Consider the following 17,010-nt stretch of genomic DNA (forward strand, 5'->3'; position numbering starts at 1 on the left):
GGGTATATAAAAGGGTCTGGTCCGCCCTTGTCGGAGGGCGGGGACGGTGGCGGGCCCGGGTCGGGGGATGTCCCGGGCCGGCGGGTCGCAGGCTGCTGGTCAGAGGCGGCCGGTGAGCATGCCGTGCCAGTACACCGGCGGCAGCACGTACCGCTTGAACACCCACATGTCGCGCCGCTCCTTGAACGTGTTGATCAGCGGGAACGTGGGTGTGGGGTTCAGGTCGTAGTCGAACTCGGCGAGCAGCATCCGGTCGCGGGCCGTCACCAGCGGGCAGGAGGTGTAGCCGTCGTACCGGCGTGACGGCGAGCGTCCGTTCATCACGTCCAGCAGATTCGCGGTGACCACCGGGGCCTGCTTGCGTACGGCCGCGCCGGTCTTGGAGGTGGGCAGATTTGCCACGTCGCCGAGCGCGAAGACATTGTCGTACGACGGGTGTTGGAGCGTGTGCTTGTCGGCGGCGACGAAGCCCTGGGGGCTGGCGGGATCGGTGAGCGGACTCGCCTTGACCCAGTCGGGCGCGCTCTGCGGCGGCACGGCGTGCAGGAAGTCGTAGCCGAGGGTTTCCTTCGTGCCGCCGACGTGGTCGGTGACCGTGAGCTGGCGGGCATCACCGTCGACGGCCGTCATCTCGGAGCGCAGCCGCACCTCGATGCCGTACCGGGCGGCCACCTTCTCCAGTACCTGTGACCACGCGGGCACCTTGAACATGGCCGGATCGGGGATGACGAGGACGATCCGGATGTCGTCGAGGACCTTCTGCCTGCGCCAGTGGTCGGCGGCCAGGTAGGCGATCTTCTGTGGGGCGCCGCCGCACTTCAGTGGGGTCGCCGGATGGGTGAAGACGGCCGTGCCCGAGCGCATCTGCTTGATCAGCTCCCAGGTGCGCGGGGCGTACTCGGCTGCGTAGTTGCTGCTCACCCGGTCGTGGCCCACGGCCTCGCCGAGGCCGGGGACGCCCCCCCAGTCGAGCTGGAGTCCCGGTGCCATCACCAGGTATTCGTAGGCGAGTTCGGCGCCGCCGGACAGGGTCACCGTGCGGGCCTCCGGGTCGACGGCCAGGGCGCGGCGGCGGAGCCAGCGCACGCCGTCCGGTATCACCGACCCCTCGGGGCGCCGGGAGGTGCTCAGGGTCGCCTGGCCGCCGCCGACCAGGGTCCACAGCGGCTGGTACCAGTGGGTGTCGGACGGTTCGATCAGGGTGATGTCGTTGACGCCGGCGCGGCGCAGGCGGGCGGCGACACTGACGCCGGCGCTGCCGCCGCCGATGACGGCGACGCGGTGGCGGCCGGAGATCGGTGCGTCGGCGGGGGAGGGTGGCGGCCAAGGCGGCGCTCCTTTCCAGCTGACGGGTGCGCGGGTGCGCGGGTGGCGGGTGCCGGACGGGGGTCAGGCGGCGTGCTCGTGCGAACCGGCCGCGAGGGGACGTCCGCCGCCGGCCCAGGCGCCGGTGCCGCCCGTCACGGAGTAGGCGTCTATGCCGCGGGAGGTCATCCAGTCGGCGGCGGTCCTGCTGCGGTTGCCATGGGCGCAGATCACGTACACCGGCCGGTCGGCGGGCAGCTCGTCGTACCGGGCTGGCACGGTGTGGAGCGGCATCAGCCGCGCGCCGGGGACGTGCCCGGCCGCGTACTCGTCCGCCTCCCGTACGTCGACGACGAGCGCACCGTCGGCCCAGGCCGCCGCGAACGCCTCCGGCGTCACATCACGAGCCACTTAGTTGCCTCCTCAATTACCCCCGGGGGTATCTCTCCGCCGAGAGTACGGCTATCGGTGAGGAGCGTCAAATACCCCAGGGGGTATCTGGTCGGGAGGTGACGCTCGGCTGGGCGCCAGGGCCGGGAACCGGTCGTGATCCCTGTGGGGCAGCTCTGGGCAGCCGCAGACCATCCGCATCATCGGCATCCGCCCGCCCGGTCCGGGGGCGCGGTGACCGTGCCGCCGTGGGCGCTGATCAGCTCCTCGGACGACGGCGAGGCCACTGACGACACCCCCTGGCCACGCTGCCCGGCCGTGCTCCCTCCAACAGCCGGTCCTACCTCGCAACGCCGGCAGCCACCGGTGAAGGTGAGAGGCAACAGCCAACCGCAGGAGAGGCGACGCCCGTGCCGGACCGACTGACGATCGACGCAGCCATCGAGAAACTGTCACCGTACCGCCGACAGTACGGTGGCGATACCGCCATCGCCATCCCGGCGAAAACAGACGGGGACGAAGGCTGCCGGGCCGCCACGGACATCGCCGACCCCGGAGCGGTCGGTCTCGTAGTCATCTCCTCCCACGCGGGCGGCGACGGGGAAGCGGCTGTCGCAGAGCAGGGCGGTGCGGCACGTGCCGCCTCGGCCGGCGGTCGGGACGCCGTGCAGCCGGATTGCCCCGGCCACAAGGACATCAGCCGCTGATTCCTGTTGCGGGCATACTCGGTGCAGTCGCGTCAGTTCTCGAACCGACGAACAGGAAGACAGTCCACGAGAGGGGAAGCCCCCAGTGACCAGCCGGCCCCAGCCCGAGACGGCTCGACTGCTCGATATGACCGCACACCCGGAGGGCGGCTGGTACAAGGAGACCTGGCGCAGCGAGACCATCGTTCACCCGGAGAACTACCCCGGCAGCCGGCCCATCTGTACGGCCATCTACTTCCTGTTGCCTCCCGACGAGGAGTCCCGCTGGCACAAGGTGCGTTCGCCGGAGTTGTGGCTGTGGCACCGTGGAGGTCCGCTGCATCTCCGGCTGGGAGGCACAGGGGAGAAGCCGAACGAGCATCCTTCGACAGTGATCCTGGGCCCCGACATCGCGAACGGACAGCACCCCCAGGCCCTGGTCCCGGCGGGGTGCTGGCAGGCCGCGAGCCCAGTGGGCGACGAAGAGGTGCTGGTGAGCTGTGTGGTCTCGCCGGGCTTTCGATTCGAGGACTTCCACCTGCTGCCCGAGGACTAGCATTCCCGTCGCCTCGGCTGGTGCTGCCTTCGGATGCCAGTTCGCAGCGACGTGCGCAATGATCTGGGCATGAGTAGGTGGCGAGGTTCCGATGAGTGGTCTTACCCATGTCGCCGTCTCGTCGCCGACCGCAGGATGGATCCGTGCATGTGACCCGGAACGTCAAGCCCCACGACCTGGCCGACTGGCCCGCGTGTCGCTTCCTCGCCCTGCGCCCGGCGACGACGAGCCGCAGAACCGCACCGGCTCGGCCTACGCCGGGTTCTGACGATGCATCAGCCCGATCGGTACATCCCCGCCCGCGTGGTGCCATGCCCCAGTTCCCCGGCCCACTCCCGCAGTTCGGGTTCGGCCAGGCTCGTGCCCAGCCAGTCGTGGTCGAGGTCGACTCCTGGAAGGGACGGTACGACCGCGACGTGGAGCCCGGCAGCACGCGCCGAGGCGATGCCCGTGGCCGAGTCCTCGAAGGCGACGGAACACTTCGGGGCCACACCGAGTGTGTCGCATGCCGTGAGGTAGAGCTCTGGTGCGGGTTTGGGGGAACGTACCTCGTCAGCGGCGAACGACTGGGTGAAGCAGTCGTCGAGACCGGCTGACCGAAGTGCCGCGTCCAGCAGTTCGCGGGGACTGTTGCTGGCTACGGCGATGGGCACGGCCGCACGGCAGGCGCGCACCAGTTCGGCTGCCCCGGGGAGGGCTGTGGCGCCTTGGGAAAGCTCCTTGCGGACTCCTTTGAGGAGTTCGGCGGCGAGTTCGGCCCCGGCGCCGGGGTGTCCGAGGTACTGGGCCATGGCCTCTCCGGCGGCTTCCACGGTTCGGCCGATGACGAGGGCTTTCTGTTCGGGGCCGAAGGGATGACCGTGCGCGGCGAAGATGGCCGTTTCCGCAACGGTCCAGCATGCTTCGGTGTCGACCAGCAAGCCGTCGCAGTCGAAGACCACTGCCTCGGTGTCGGCGGGGAGCGCGTACATGCGGATGTCCCTCTTCTTCGGGTGATGCGGGATTGCCGTGTGGCAACCCTCGGGTGGTCTTGCGGTGCGTCGCCGGCCGCCTCACTGCCCGAGCGCGAGCCGGACGCCGAAGGCGGCGATGACCGTGCCGGTGATGCGGTCGAGGCAGCGGCGGGCCGAAGGCCGTTGCAGACGGTCTCGGAGCACGTGCGCGCATGCGATCAGTGCGCAGGACCAGACGACGGCCAGGAGGATGTGCACACCGGCCAGGAGCACGCCCAGAGCAAGGTGCGGGGCGCCGGTGGGAATGAACTGCGGGAGCACGGCGACGTAGAAGGCGCCCATCTTCGGGTTGAGGAGATTGGTCATGATCCCTTGGCGCCAGCCGCCGAGCAGGGTGTCGCTGATGCCTTTTACGGCCTCGGTTTCGCGCCCGGTCCGGGTCCCTGTCGTGTCCGCGGCCCCCGCCGTCCGCGGGCTCTCGTTGGCCGAGTGGTGCCAGGTGGCCCACAGCAGCCTGCCGCCCATCCCCACCAGATACGCGGCTCCGCACCAACGAACAGCTTCGTATGCGAGGTGGGAAGCCGTCAGAAGTGCGGTGACACCGAGCGAAGTGAGCGTGCCCCACACCAGCGTGCCGCTCTGGATGCCGAGGACCACGCCCCAGGCGCGACGCCGGTGCCCGAGTGCCGCCGTGCGCAGGATGAGGGCGGTATCCAGTCCGGGAGTGAGCGTGAGAAGCCCCACGATCAGGGCGAACGTCTCTGTCGCAGCCAAGGTGATCATGACTGGTCACCCTAGGCCGGAGACCACAGAACGTCCATGATTCTGCCCGAAATCGGGCAGGAATGACGGTATCCAGCTTGGTTTCGCGCATCAAGCTTCGCGGATGGCGTGCTCAGGGGTACGTCATCGAGCGATGACGTCAGCCCTTGAGCTTGGGGGTGCGGCGGAGATCGCGGCGTTGATCGTGTCGGTGGTGGTCTTGGTGCCCGGGGTGGTGTCGCTGCGGTAGATCCGGTCGGCGCTGGCCGGCAGGTGGTGCGGACGGCTCCGGCCGCCTGATCGGCTCCTGTTGGCCCGAGTGCTGTCTGCGGGTGGCTGAACTCCCACTGGTTCAAGGATGAAGGGCTTGCGGATCGCGGTGCACCTCTTCCCGGTCGAAGGGAGTCCGTGTGGGCGAGCTGCCCGGGCCGTCATGGGCGTCTCCCCGGCTGCGGTGGCAATGACCAGGCACTTTCCCGGGCTGGCGAGGTGTCATATAGGGCCTGCGGAACTGCTCTGAGGACGCCCCTGTTTCGGCGGTGTGTGCCGTGTCACGCATTTCGAGGGCTTCCTAAGTTGTCTGCATCACAGCGGAAATGTCCATTTAGCGTCCATGCTCGAAAACGGACACCGACTCCCGAAGTGGAGCCCATCGGCAACCACTTGGGCGCGAAGTTCCAAAGTGACTCATGACACAGCACTCGTGACATTCCTGCTTGTTCCCCCGGAAAGGTGCCCCGCTATGGCCGCTTACCTCTGTCCTCCTGCCGTAATACACGGCGAGCACGCCGTGGAGACCAGCCAGATCGTGGCGGAGGTGCGCGACCGGCACCCGCATGCGGCGTGGGGGCCGCGGATCGACGGCATCGCGGCGAGTACGGGCATCGAGACCCGCGGGTGGATGCTGCCGCTGGAGACCGCCGTCGCGCCGGGCAGGGGCAGCGCCCTGCAGGCTGTCGGCGTCGGGCCGGCCCAAGAGGCGCTGGCACGCGACGGGTTCACCCAGCAGGACGTGGACCGGGCGATCGCCGCCCTCGAGGCGATACCCGCGCCGCAGACCGTCCAGGAGCGCACCGCGCCGGCCTGGGAGGCCGTGCAGTCCTACGGAGAGCGTGCGGCGCGCGGGGCCCTGCAGATCGCCGGGCTGGACGCCTCGGACATCGACTGCCTGATCACCAGTCACTCCACCACCCCGGCGCTGCCGGGTCTGGACATCTCCCTGGCCAACAAGCTTCAGCTGCGCAACGACGTGATGCTGCTGCCGGCCGCGCAGTGGGCCTGCATCGCGGGGACCCGTTCCCTGGCGCTGGCGGCGGACCTCGTGGCCGCGGACCCCGACCGGGTGGTCCTGGTCGTGATCGCGGAGGCGCTGAGCACGACCTACCAGCCCGCGGACGACACCCTCGAGTCCCTGATCGTCAGGCTGCTGTTCGCGGACACCGCGGTCGCCGCGGTGGTCACGGGCCGCCCGAGGCGCGAGTCGATGCTGCGGCTGGACGCCTCCTGGCACCACACCCTGCCCGGCACCCACGACCTGCACCGCCTGGAAACGCGGTCGGACGGCACCCACTTCGTGATGGACCGGCGCGGCCCGCGCGCCGTACAGGAGACGGTCACCGCGATGTGGGAGTGGCTGCGCGTCCGATACCAGGACGACCCCGACTCCTGGCACCCCGACGTGCTGCTCGCGCACCCCGGCGGGACCCGGGTGCTGGAGTACATGGAGCAGACGATGCCCGACACGTGGCCGTCGGGGCTGCTGGACTACAGCCGGGACAGCTACACCAGCGGCAACCGCGGAGGCGCCGCCGTGTTCGACATCATGCGGCGGGCGCACGACGCCGGGCAGAAGTCAGGCAGCCGCGCCGTCCTGTACGCGGCCGCACCGGGCCTGACGGCCACCGCTCTGGAGGGGGAGTGGCTCTAGTACGAGCCCGGGCCACCGGCAAAGGGGCAACCCGCATCACCGGTCACCTCGCGACTTCCGCCCAGACCACCTTGCCGGTGTCCGTCCACCGCACCCCCCACCGGGTGGTGAGCCTGTGCACGATGTACAGGCCACGACCGCCGTCGTCGAGGAGGCCGCCCCGGCCCAGACGTGGGCTGCCGTTGCCGGTGTCGCCCACCTCGCACAGCAGGCCGTGACCGGTCCTGATCAGCCGTACCGTGACAGGACCGGTGGCGAAGCGCACCGCGTTCGTGACCAGCTCGCTGATCAGCAGCGGCACGCTGTCCAGGGTGTCGTCCTTGGTGCGCCATTGCCGCAGCAGAGCGGAGACCTGCGCGCGGGCGCGGGCGGGTGCGTCGTAGCGGGCGGCCAGCCGCCAGGTCGCGGTGTCCCCCTTGCGGTAGCCGATCATGCGCGCGAGCAGCAGGGTGACGTCGTCGCGCTGGTGCACGGGCGCCAGCGTGGAGACGACACGCCGCGCGGCCTGCTGCAGGGTGTCCCAGGGGTGCACCGTGGACACGACGTCCGCCAGCCTGCCGATGCCCTCGTCGATCGACAGGGCCGGATCCTCCACCAGGCCGTCGGTGTACAGGGCGAGCAGGGAGCCCGGGGGTGCGCCGAACGTGTGCACGTCGAACGGCTCCCGCAGCGCGAACTCGGCGCCCAGCCCGGGATGAGGGCGGACCGCGAGCGGGCCCGCGTGCCCGTCCGGGGACACCAGGATCGGGGGAAGATGGCCGGCGCTGGACAGCGCCACGTCGTGGCTGACCGGGTCGTACAGGGCGATGCAGCAGGTCGACCCGAGGGCGCTGTACCCGGCCGCCAGCCCGGACTCCGAGTCGTCCAGCAGCGTCACGGTCTCGTCCAGGTGCTGCAGCACCTCGTCGGGCGCCAGCCCCGCGGACAGCAGCGCGCGGGCCTCCATGCTCAGCTGACCCATGGTTGCCGCGGCTCCCAGGCCGTGCCCGACGACGTCACCGACCACCAGCGCGGTACGGCCGTCCGGCAGCGGAAAACTGTTCACCCAGTCGCCGCCGACGCCCGCGCTGTCGGGGGTGGCGGGCTGGTAGACGCTGGCGATCTCGATGGTGTCGCCGCCGGTCCGGGGCAGCAGCCGGCGCTGCAACGCCAGCACCTGCGTGTGCTCGCGCTGGTGCTGACGGGCCAGGTCGACGTGATGGACGGTCCTGGCCACCAGTTCCTGCAGGTCGAACAGCTCGCTGTCGCGGAAGGGGGAGTCCGCCCGCCGCCAGACCTCCGCCACGCCCAGTACGACAGGCGGCGGGCCGTCCAGGACCAGCGGTATGCATGCCACACCCGCCGACCGGTCACCGGGCACCAGGGCACGCATCACTCGCGGACTGCCGAGGACCCGCTCGACCGCCTCCCGGTCGGGTATGACGATGGCCTGCGGTGCATCGTCGCGCTGCACCGCCTGCGCGAGCAGGCGACTCGCGTCGCTGGGAAGATCGTCGCCCGGAGTCACATAGCCCTCGGGCCACGCGCGGTCCGGCACCAGGGCGGCCCGCCGTAGCCGGATGCGCCCCTGCGCCCGCTCGGTGACTCCCTCGCCCGTCCACACGGCGAAGTCGAGGTCGACGGCGGCCACGTCTCCCCAGGCCAGCAGGGACTCCGCCAGCGACTGCGCGGTCTCGCCGATGTCCAGCGAGGTGCCGATCGCGGTCTCGGCGGCGTACAGGTGCAGCCTTCTGGCCATGGCGATCACGGAGACGGTCAGGCCTTCCTGAGGCACCGCGGCGGGCAGGATGCTCAGCGAGACCACCAGCTCGGACCCGTCGCCGCGCCGCAGGCGCTGGATCCGGGCGACGTGCGCCTCACCGGTTTCCAGGACCTGCCGCAACCGCCGTGTGACCGTCGGTACGTCCCCGGGAGGCAGAAGATCGACGAAAGGGCTCCCGACCACGGCGTCCAGGCCCGCGAATACAGGGGCGTCCAGATTGCAGCGGCAGATTCTCAGCTCCCCGTCCAGGTTGACCGCGCCGAGGATCTGCTCCTGCCGGCTGGCCGCCGCATCGTCGGGCACGCGTCGGCTGGTGGTGCGGTCGCCCTGCACGTCGGCAGGACCGGCGGCCGCTGCCGCTCCGCCGCCCGGGATGTAGCGCCCCAGAGCGCTGCTGACCAGCTCGAACGGGGAAGAGGACGAAGGGGAGGGTGTGGAGTCCATACGGCTCTCTCAGCAATCCCCGGCGCAGCGCCGGGGCCGTATTCGGACCCCTGCGACGGGGCCCGAGATCCCAGACGGCATACCTCATTGAATAACACCGGGAGTCGCTTCGCCCACATCAGCGGATCACGCGGTGAACGCGGAGAGTGAGGAATGCCGTGGCCGGTGGGGCGGTGCTCACCTCGCCGGGGCCGTCGCCCGCCGGGAGGCGACGACAGCCGCAGGAACACTGGGCGCCGGCGCCGTCGGCTACGGGGAGGTCCAGGCAGGTCCGCTGTCATGACGTACTGATCTGCACCGACACGGCCGGCTTGGGAGCGGCGCGGTGACCGCCCCGCCGAGTTGTCGGGCGCGGGACGCGGTTGCGGCACCCGGTCGGCCAGCCGGACGCCGCAACCGACGCGCACGTCAGGCAGCCGACCTGGTGACCACCCCGCCGAGGTGTCGGGCGAAGAACCGGACCGCGCTGTCGACCTCGAAGCGGGGCAGTTCCTTGTGCTTGCCCGAGTTGACGTGCAGGGACTTTTCCTTCGAGGCGAAGGCGTCGAACAGCGCGAGGCCCTCCTCGCGCGAGATGTGCTCGTCGTCCCACTGCAGGTCGAACTCGATCGGGACGGTGATCTGCGTCGCCTTCTCCGCCAGGACATGGGGCCAGTGCTGACCGAAGACCGCGGCCGTGATCCTGGGCTCCGCCGCCACGAACGGCACGCCGATCGCGGTGCCCATGTTGATGCCCCAGTAGCCGACCGGCCCGTCGGCGCCGATCTCCGCAAGCTCCTGGAGTGCGTCCAGGGTCACCTGCCACTCGGGTACGGCGAGCTCCGCCAGGTGGGCGTTGTAGCGGACGACGATCGGGCCTTCCGGCTCGCCCGCAGCCCTCGCACGGAACAACTCGGCGATTTCCGCCTCGTCGTGCGCGCTGCGCTGCCGGTCGCCGTGACCGGGCGCGTCGATGACGGCGACGTGGAAGCCGCAGTCGGTCACCAGGCGCCGGGCCCGGCCCGACATCGCCGGATGCTTCTTGTGATTGCCGCCGCCGTGGCCCATCAGGATCAGGGGCGCGCGATCGGCGCCGGGCGCCGGCGACCAGAGGACGCCGGGGACTTCACCCACAGTGAAGTCGCGCTCGATCATGCCGTTCGACGACGACTCGGCGGTGAACTGCAGAGAACGCATGGGAGTTGCCCTTCGGGAGTGCCTTGTCATTGAGGCGCTCCCGAAGACATCTACGTCAGTCGCCGACCGTGACGGGAAGGGGGAGCACCCATATCGATACAACGTTCATGGGTCTCACCTCCTCGCCCGGTGCCACGGTCAACCGCAAGCCAACAGCCTGATCATCGTCCCCGCAACCCATTTCCCGCGCCATGTGATCACGACCCCACACAGGCGCTGGTGGCCGCGGATGTCCACGTAGTACGCCTACTTCGGTTCCTGGAAACCGCCGATCTTCTGCTCGAGCAGTTCGGCCAGCCGCAGCGGGGTGCGGTCCTCGAACATCGGACCGATGACCTGCACTCCCACCGGCAGACCCTCCGGGGACCGGCTCGCCGGTACGGCGGTGGCGGGCAGGCCGGGCATGGTGGCCAGACCGGCCCAGACCAACTGGTCGAAGTACGGGTACTCGATGCCGTCGATGTCGATCCGGCGTTCCCTCGGATCGGGGTTGTGGTCGTGTGGGAACGCGGGAGTGGGCGTGATCGGACACACCACGGCGTCGAACTCGGCGAAGAGCTGCCGCCAGCCGTGGCGGTGGAGCTCGCGACGGCTGTTCGCCTGGATCCAGTCGCGGTGGCTGAGAACCATGCCGCGCAGCAGCCCCGCATCGAGACTCTGGTCGTCCGGGCTCAGTCCGGCGGCGCGGCTCCGCAGTTGCTCGTACGCTTCGACGGGAAAATGCGCAGCGGATCCCGAGAACAGCAACTGCCTGTAGATCAGGGCGGCTTCGGTCAGATCGGGCAGCAGCGGACTGTGCCGTTCGACGCGGGCGCCGCCGTCCACCAGCGCGTCGGCCACCCGGTTCACGCCCGCCCGCACAGCGGACCCGGTCGGAATGAGCGGATGGTCATCGAGGACCAGGACCCGGAAGTCGCAGAGCCGCTCGTGGCGCGCGGCCGGCAGCCTCAACTCGTGCGCCACACCGAGCGTCAGCGGGTCCGGTCCGGCCATGACGTCGAACAGGAGCGTGAGGTCGCGGGCACTGCGCGCCATCGGACCGACGACGGCGAGGTCATGGTCGGTCGGCAAGGCCGGCGCGCTCGGCAGCACCATGCCGCGGCTCGCTGCCACCCCCAGGGTCGGTTTGTGTGCGTAGACACCGCAGAAGTGTGCGGGGGTACGCAACGAACCGGCCATGTCGGAGCCGATGGACAGCGCGCCGAATCCGGACGCCAGGGCCGCCGCTGATCCGCCGGAGGATCCACCTGAGGTACGACCGTGATCCCACGGGTTGTTGGTGGTGCCGTAGATCTCGTTGAAGCTCTGCACATCTTGCAGCCCCAGGGGCACGTTGGTCTTACCGAGCACCACCGCGCCCGCGGCCTTGAGCCGCGACACCTGCACCGCGTCCTCGGCCGGGATGTAGTTCCGGTGCAGCGGTATGCCCCAGGTGGTGGGCAGCCCGGCGATGTTGTAGGACTCTTTGACCGTCACCGGAATGCCGAGCAGCGGCCGGTCCTCACCGCGGGCGCGCGCCAGGTCGGCACCGCGCGCGGCGGACCGTGCACGGTCGAAGTCCGGCACACAGATCGCGTTGATCGCCTTGTCGTCCCGCTCGATACGGGCGATGGCCTCGTCGGTCAGTTCCGCCGAGGTCACTTCACCGGCGCGTAACGCAGCCGCGAGCTGTTCGGCCGTCGAAAAATTCCATCCCATGAATCCGACCGTATCGGCCTCTGGAAGAGGTCATGAAATACCGCTTCGCGCAACCGGAAGAATGTCTCAATACCCATCATGTTCCGCTTGGCCAGAGGCAATTCGCCTTCGCCCGGCCAATGGCGATGGCGGGGCGACGCACGGCAGCAGCTGCTCGCTGAACGGTGTGGCGGCGACAGCGCAGGATCTGTCCGAGTTCGAGTTGGCAGCGCTACTTATGCGGGCCAGAACTGGAGGGCGTGCTCCTCCGCCTCGTACGTAGCGATGTGGCGGCGGCCCTTCCAGTGGTAGGGCGGTTCGAGGCCGGGCCGGTTGAACAGGCGCTCGGACGGCATGGGTTCTTGGAACATGTCGTCGGGGTCGGTACCGGTGGTGCAGCGGGCCGGGGCGTCGGTGGCGGTGCAGGTGAAGGCTTCGGTGTGGGCCCACTGCCCCCCGCAGCGGCTCGGGTTCCTGGCACCATGGCCGGCCTGCTCGTCGCCCGCAAGGGCGACAAGATGCCCGAGTGCAACAGCTTCCCGGCCGGCACACGGGTCCTCATGGGTGACGGCACCACCTCCCTGCCCATCGAGCAGATCGCCGCCGGTGACAGTGTCCTGGCCTCCGATCCGGAGACAGGTACCACGGGCTCGCGCCCGGTGGATGACACGATCTACACACCCGACGACGAGGACTTCACCGGCGTCACCCTGGCCGGCGACGCGGGCGACGAGCACCCGGCGCTCACCGCCACCGACCACCACCCCTTCTGGGTCGAGAACCGGCGGCGGTGGACCGATGCCCGCGACCTCAACTCCGGTGACTCCCTCCGCGCCCCCGACGGAACCGAAGTCCGGATCGACAAGGTCACGCACTGGAAGGAGCCGCAGGGCGCCTACAACCTGACCGTCAACGAACTTCACACCTACTACGTGCTGGCGGGTACGACTCCCGTACTCGTCCACAACGCGTCGTGTGATTTCATCCGTGGAGAGCTCCCCGACGCCGCGGCCATCGACCGCGGCTCCCTGGTCAAGATCAAGGAGAAGCAGCTCGAAAAGGCGCTGAAGAGCGTCGGCGAGGACCCGCACGCCTTCAAGGCCGACTGGGTGGGGAAGAACAACGTGTCGCGGTTCGACGCGATGCGTGACGGCGAGGGCAGGATCGTCCTCGTGAGCAAGGACGGGAAGATCTTGGTTCCGACGAATTACAGGTACCGGCCGTGAGCGCGTTCCGGATGTATCTGCGGGTGGTCAGCGAGTCCCTGCAGCCGGAGGAGATCTCCGCGCGGCTGGGGACCGGACCCGACGAATCCACGGCGATCGGCAGCCGCAGGCGCCCCCAGTCACCGCCCCGCGCGCACGCGACCTGGATCCGGCACGCCTCGGCCACGGGCGGGCCCGCGCGGCCGGAGGATCTCGAGCCGGTGGTCCTCGGCTGGGAACCGGAGTTCGCCTCGGCCCTGGGACGGCTGGCCGGGTCCGGGGACGCCGACGTCTCTTTGGTGGTCGTTCAGGAACTCACCGATCCCGAGGACCCGCAGCAGAAGGGCATCTTCCTGAGCGCTGCTCTGCTGGCGTGGCTGGCCGAGGCCGGGGCGTCGCTGGACATCGACCAGTACGTGTACCTCGACTGAGACGACCGCCCGGGTGACCGGGACCCCGGCCGGGACGGTTCTTCCGGATCACGTGGCATGCCGGACGCGTGCGACAGGAAGCTCGGCGCGGGGCGCTCCAGGCGCGCAAGAGCACTGGGTTGGCTTTCTCATCCGACCCGACCTCCATCGCTCCTTCACGGGCACGGGGGGTGGTAGGCGATACCTCCGACGTACTGCCGCCACTCCTCTGCCGTGAGGGTGTGCTTCGTAGCAGCGCAGATGTGTCGGACGGCCCGGTCGGCGTTCAGCTCCCACAGCCGGGCCGTACCGTCCTCGCTGCCCGTGGCGAGAAGACGCCCGTCGGGGCTGAAGGCGACGGCGGACACGGGTTTGGAATGCTCCTTGAGCGGGCTCCCGAAGAGCGTGGGCCGACCGCTCTTCGGGATGTCCCAGAGCCGGACGTCCTCGTCATCGCCGGCGGTGGCGAAAGTGCGCCCGTCGGGGCCGAACGCCACAGCGGCGAACGAGTTCGCACGGTCGTCGACGAGCAGGCCGAGGCCCGGTACGGCGGTTGGCGAGATTTTCGGGATGAGCGGGGTCGCTGGTGTCCCAGAACGAGCCCTCGTCGTGGTTCGTACTGGCGAGGATGCGCCCGTCCGAGCTGAACGCCACGTCGGTGAAGTCGCCGGTGGTGCTGGTGAGCGGCTTGCCGATGCGCTTGGGGTGCGCGGGATTTCTGGTGTCCCACAGATGGATCTCGCTCTGCTCGACGGCGGCCGCGAGCGTGTGCCCGTCAGGGCTGAAGGCCACCGACGGGATCCAGTTCCCCGCCACGCGGAGGGGAGGACCGAGGGGCTCGGGGTGGGCGCGGTCGCTGGTGTCCCACAGCCAGATCCTGCCACCCCCTGCCGTGGCGAGGACTCGGCCGCGAGGCGCGAACGCCGCGGTGACTCCGAGCAGTCGGCCGCCGAGGAGCCGCGGGCGTGCGAGGTCACCGACGTCCCACAGCGAGACCCCACGGGTGCTGCTACGAGGCTCGGCCGCAGCCTCTTCGTACGCCCGTTGCCGGCGCTCCTCCCACTCGCCCGCATCGCCGCCGCAGGCGTGCACTTAAGCCAGGACCACGGGCAGAGTCGGCAGCCGCTCGCCCCCGGCCGCCTGCGAGAGCGTGCTCGCCCCCTGACCGGTGCGCTGCGCCATCACCCGGTACGGCGGACTGCCGCCCTCCGCACGCAGCTTCCGTAACTCGGCGGCGAAACGCTGCACCGGCCTCCGACTCGGATCGAGTGGGCTCTCCGGACGCCCCGCCATCGACAGCACCCCCACCACCCGCCTGCCTCCCCCGTGGACGCGGCGCGATGGCCCGCCACGCTGCGCACGCTCGTGACGGCAGGGCAAACCAGACGCGCCGTCTTTGGTCAGCGTCGCCATGCCATGCCGGTGACCTGCGAAAACAGCCATTGATCAGGGTGGCAGAACCGGCTGCCCATTCAATTCCGGAACCGCTGAACTAGGTGATGCGCCGCCCCGCTGCGGCGCCGGTGCGGGGTAACGGCCGTCGCCCTCACGGGGGTGGGCGACGGCGCCCCGCAACGGAAGGAACACCGAGCCAGGTGGTCATGCTCCGTCGGCCATGCTCCGTGCTCGGTGTCCAGACCCCTACGAAGTACGAAGGAGGACCCGCGTGAAGACACGCAGGATGACCATGCGGCGTGGCGCGGCAGCCGCCGCCATGGGCATCGCGATCCTCGGCGGGATGACCGTCGCCGCGCCCGCCCATGCCGGCACCACGGCCCATCGAGCCTCTCCGGCAGCTGCCGAGACGGCCCGGGCCGCTGCCGGCCCCCCTTGCAAGATCTACCACCACGGCGTTGTCCGTCTGGGCGTGCACACCTACTGCTCCAACCAGCCCTCTTGGCGCAGGCACCGCGCCCGTGCCACCTGCGTCGACCACAGCAACCCCCTGATCAAGTACACGCGGTGGGGCCCGTGGCGCAAGCCGGGCCAGAAGTCCTCGATGAGCTGCAACTTCGAAGACGGCTACGAGTACGCCTGGGTGGACCTGCGCTAACGGGCGCGCACGAGGCACGACTTGAGATCACGGGCCGATCCAGCGCCACTCGGCCGTCCCACGGTCCCCGGTGATTCCGGTGCACAGCGACAGCGATGCGGCCGCTGTGCGCCGGGTACAGCCGCGACCCGCGCGGGAGGCCCCGTCGGCGGCCAAGTTCTACGGGTCCAACACCGTCCGGCGCCCCCACCGACCCACGCCGTACGTCCGGCCGCTCGCCTGCATGAAAGGACTTTCAAACATGAACGCTCCCAGGCGCCTTGGCGGGGTGCCGGAATTCGAGGAATACGTGAGTGCGCGTCATGACGCTTTGCTGCGCACGGCCCGAAGCCTGGTCCACGACCCGCTCGACGCTCAGGATCTGCTGCAGATTGCGCTCTTGCGAACGTACCGCCAGTGGGACCGCATAGCGGACAAGCAGCTCGCGGACGCCTATCTGCGCCGCGTCATGATCAACACCCGCACGGAGTGGTGGCGAGCCAGGAAACTGCAGGAGCTCCCCACCGAGCAACTACCGGACGCATCCGTCGACGACTGCACCGAGCAGCACGCCAACCGCGCCCTGCTGATGGACATCATGAAGACTCTGGCGCCCAACCAACGCCGTGTCGTGGTGCTGCGGCACTGGGAGCAGATGTCCACCGAGGAGACGGCCGCTGCCCTCGGCATAGCGGCCGGCACGGTCAAGAGCACGCTGCATCGGGCACTCGGCCGACTCCGTCAGGAGCTGGAGCGCAGCGCTGCTCCTCATCGGACAGCTTCACTCGATCGGTGAGTCCTTCTGATATCCAGATCTAGCAGATGACAAGGCCGGCCTGGTGAACGGTGCCCTGGCGTGGAAGACGAAGGCGTATGCCGACGAGGACTGGAATGCCGTCGGCATGTGAGGGAGAACGATGCGGGGGAGGGAGCGTGAGAGACCGTCGCCGCCTCCCCGCTCGCTCCATTATGTCCCGGTGGTGTCACCCGACCTTCTGCCAGGTGCAGGTGACGACACCGCGCTTGCACTGTTCGAATCCGGGCAGCGTCACGAAGAACCCATCATTGTCCAACATCCGCCATTCGAGCGCCGGGTAGCCCTTGAAGGCAGCGCCGTTCTCACACCCCCGGCGACTGGAGCCCTCAATGAGTGCACGCCAGGGCCTCGCCCTCATCGTCTCCGCAGCGGTTCTGACGGGCGCCTGCGCGGAGCAGAGGAATGAAGAAAGGAAGTCCGAACCCGGCGGCACGGCCTCCTCCTGGGACGGCAAGGAGGACCAAGAAGATGCGATGCAGCGCGCCACGCGCGCCCTGAATGCCGTGGAGCCCGATGGTGCCTCACGCGTCGATGAGGGAATGGAAAGCCTGGCGCGGGGTCTGAACAAGGCCTTCACGGCACAGGGAGACCGCCCCTACACCTTCGATGTCGCCTGCCAGGCACCCACCCGTCGCTCGGTGACGCTGACCCTCGCACGGGATGGCACGAACAGCGAGTGGGAGGTGGCGTGCGGCGACCGCGAGGCGGATCAGTTCAACATCCCCGCCGGCAGCCGCTTCACCGCCAGGATCACCCCCGTAGGGCCGGACACCGAGGGTCTCGTGCTCTGGCGACTCAACACCGTAGTCCCGCACGACGTGGACGGATGCAAGGACGACATCAAGGGGTGCGACGAGAGCTGACAGACGCACCATCCAGTGCGCAGCTGGTGAAGACTTGCGCCGACG

Annotated in this window: 19 protein-coding genes; 8 read left to right on the plus strand and 11 right to left on the minus strand. The window is 69.5% G+C overall.

The features are described from left to right. Positions 1-99 precede the first annotated feature (99 nt). Both N8I87_RS39325 and N8I87_RS39330 read right to left on the minus strand, forming a co-directional pair. On the minus strand, positions 100-1,296 hold the full coding sequence (locus N8I87_RS39325; protein WP_263216894.1) for an NAD(P)/FAD-dependent oxidoreductase: 1,197 nt from the start codon (positions 1,294-1,296) through the stop codon (positions 100-102). Positions 1,297-1,389: 93 nt separating this feature from the next. Continuing rightward, positions 1,390-1,716 carry a rhodanese-like domain-containing protein gene (locus N8I87_RS39330; protein ID WP_263215708.1) on the minus strand — a complete coding sequence of 109 codons (327 nt, stop codon included), beginning with the start codon at positions 1,714-1,716 and terminating at the stop codon, positions 1,390-1,392. A gap of 389 nt (positions 1,717-2,105) precedes the next feature. On the opposite strand from N8I87_RS39330, the gene N8I87_RS39335 reads away from it, so the two are divergent. Further along, positions 2,106-2,402, plus strand: a complete 297-nt coding sequence (locus N8I87_RS39335) for a hypothetical protein (RefSeq protein ID WP_263215709.1) — start codon at positions 2,106-2,108, stop codon at positions 2,400-2,402. Between the two features lie 85 nt (positions 2,403-2,487). Further along, the gene (locus tag N8I87_RS39340; RefSeq protein ID WP_263215710.1) at positions 2,488-2,937 is read left to right on the plus strand and encodes a cupin domain-containing protein; all 450 of its coding nucleotides are present in this window, start codon (positions 2,488-2,490) and stop codon (positions 2,935-2,937) included. Positions 2,938-3,212: 275 nt separating this feature from the next. Here the strand turns inward: N8I87_RS39340 and N8I87_RS39345 are convergent, their stop codons facing one another. Together N8I87_RS39345 and N8I87_RS39350 are read right to left on the minus strand one after the other, a co-directional pair. Next, positions 3,213-3,908, minus strand: a complete 696-nt coding sequence (locus N8I87_RS39345) for an HAD family hydrolase (protein ID WP_263215711.1) — start codon at positions 3,906-3,908, stop codon at positions 3,213-3,215. Positions 3,909-3,989: 81 nt separating this feature from the next. Beyond that, positions 3,990-4,673: a LysE family translocator gene (locus N8I87_RS39350; RefSeq protein WP_263215712.1), complete on the minus strand. Its 684-nt coding sequence runs from the start codon at positions 4,671-4,673 to the stop codon at positions 3,990-3,992. A gap of 721 nt (positions 4,674-5,394) precedes the next feature. Here N8I87_RS39350 and N8I87_RS39355 point away from each other — a divergent pair. Next, the gene (locus N8I87_RS39355; RefSeq protein WP_263215714.1) at positions 5,395-6,579 is read left to right on the plus strand and encodes a beta-ketoacyl-[acyl-carrier-protein] synthase family protein; all 1,185 of its coding nucleotides are present in this window, start codon (positions 5,395-5,397) and stop codon (positions 6,577-6,579) included. A gap of 43 nt (positions 6,580-6,622) precedes the next feature. Here N8I87_RS39355 and N8I87_RS39360 read toward each other — a convergent pair whose 3' ends face one another. From N8I87_RS39360 to N8I87_RS39375, 4 genes are all read right to left on the minus strand, one after another. Next, positions 6,623-8,785 (minus strand): ATP-binding SpoIIE family protein phosphatase, encoded by a 2,163-nt coding sequence (locus N8I87_RS39360; RefSeq protein ID WP_263215716.1) that lies wholly within the window; start codon positions 8,783-8,785, stop codon positions 6,623-6,625. Positions 8,786-9,193: 408 nt separating this feature from the next. Then, a complete protein-coding gene (locus N8I87_RS39365; protein ID WP_263215718.1) occupies positions 9,194-9,961 on the minus strand; it encodes an alpha/beta hydrolase family protein in 768 nt (255 codons plus the stop codon). 246 nt (positions 9,962-10,207) lie between these two features. Continuing rightward, the gene (locus N8I87_RS39370) at positions 10,208-11,659 is read right to left on the minus strand and encodes an amidase (RefSeq protein WP_263215719.1); all 1,452 of its coding nucleotides are present in this window, start codon (positions 11,657-11,659) and stop codon (positions 10,208-10,210) included. Between the two features lie 215 nt (positions 11,660-11,874). Continuing rightward, positions 11,875-12,009 (minus strand): hypothetical protein, encoded by a 135-nt coding sequence (locus N8I87_RS39375; protein WP_263215720.1) that lies wholly within the window; start codon positions 12,007-12,009, stop codon positions 11,875-11,877. Between the two features lie 111 nt (positions 12,010-12,120). Here N8I87_RS39375 and N8I87_RS39380 point away from each other — a divergent pair, with 111 nt between their 5' ends. Then, a complete protein-coding gene (locus N8I87_RS39380; RefSeq protein WP_263215722.1) occupies positions 12,121-12,864 on the plus strand; it encodes an HINT domain-containing protein in 744 nt (247 codons plus the stop codon). Beyond that, positions 12,861-13,274 carry a DUF4279 domain-containing protein gene (locus N8I87_RS39385; protein WP_263215723.1) on the plus strand — a complete coding sequence of 138 codons (414 nt, stop codon included), beginning with the start codon at positions 12,861-12,863 and terminating at the stop codon, positions 13,272-13,274. The genes N8I87_RS39380 and N8I87_RS39385 overlap by 4 nt, the downstream gene beginning before the upstream one ends. 155 nt (positions 13,275-13,429) lie before the next feature. On the opposite strand, the gene N8I87_RS39390 is transcribed toward N8I87_RS39385, so the two are convergent. The 3 genes from N8I87_RS39390 to N8I87_RS39400 are packed head-to-tail and all read right to left on the minus strand — an operon-like array spanning position 13,430 to position 14,501. Then, the gene (locus N8I87_RS39390; protein ID WP_263215724.1) at positions 13,430-13,750 is read right to left on the minus strand and encodes a WD40 repeat domain-containing protein; all 321 of its coding nucleotides are present in this window, start codon (positions 13,748-13,750) and stop codon (positions 13,430-13,432) included. Next, positions 13,704-14,345, minus strand: a complete 642-nt coding sequence (locus N8I87_RS39395) for a WD40 repeat domain-containing protein (protein ID WP_263215725.1) — start codon at positions 14,343-14,345, stop codon at positions 13,704-13,706. The genes N8I87_RS39390 and N8I87_RS39395 overlap by 47 nt, the downstream gene beginning before the upstream one ends. Continuing rightward, a complete protein-coding gene (locus N8I87_RS39400) occupies positions 14,346-14,501 on the minus strand; it encodes a hypothetical protein (RefSeq protein ID WP_263215727.1) in 156 nt (51 codons plus the stop codon). A 418-nt stretch (positions 14,502-14,919) separates the two neighbouring features. Between N8I87_RS39400 and N8I87_RS39405 the strand changes: the two genes are divergently transcribed. The 3 genes from N8I87_RS39405 to N8I87_RS39415 all read left to right on the plus strand — a co-directional run bounded on the left by N8I87_RS39405 (position 14,920) and on the right by N8I87_RS39415 (position 16,965). Continuing rightward, positions 14,920-15,306, plus strand: a complete 387-nt coding sequence (locus N8I87_RS39405; RefSeq protein ID WP_263215728.1) for a hypothetical protein — start codon at positions 14,920-14,922, stop codon at positions 15,304-15,306. Between the two features lie 241 nt (positions 15,307-15,547). Further along, on the plus strand, positions 15,548-16,081 hold the full coding sequence (locus N8I87_RS39410; protein ID WP_263215729.1) for a SigE family RNA polymerase sigma factor: 534 nt from the start codon (positions 15,548-15,550) through the stop codon (positions 16,079-16,081). Between the two features lie 350 nt (positions 16,082-16,431). Beyond that, positions 16,432-16,965 (plus strand): hypothetical protein, encoded by a 534-nt coding sequence (locus tag N8I87_RS39415; RefSeq protein ID WP_263215730.1) that lies wholly within the window; start codon positions 16,432-16,434, stop codon positions 16,963-16,965. Positions 16,966-17,010: the final 45 nt, after the last annotated feature.

The sequence above is a fragment of the Streptomyces sp. HUAS 15-9 genome (genome assembly GCF_025642155.1).
In the GTDB taxonomy this organism is placed as follows: Bacteria; Actinomycetota; Actinomycetes; order Streptomycetales; family Streptomycetaceae; genus Streptomyces.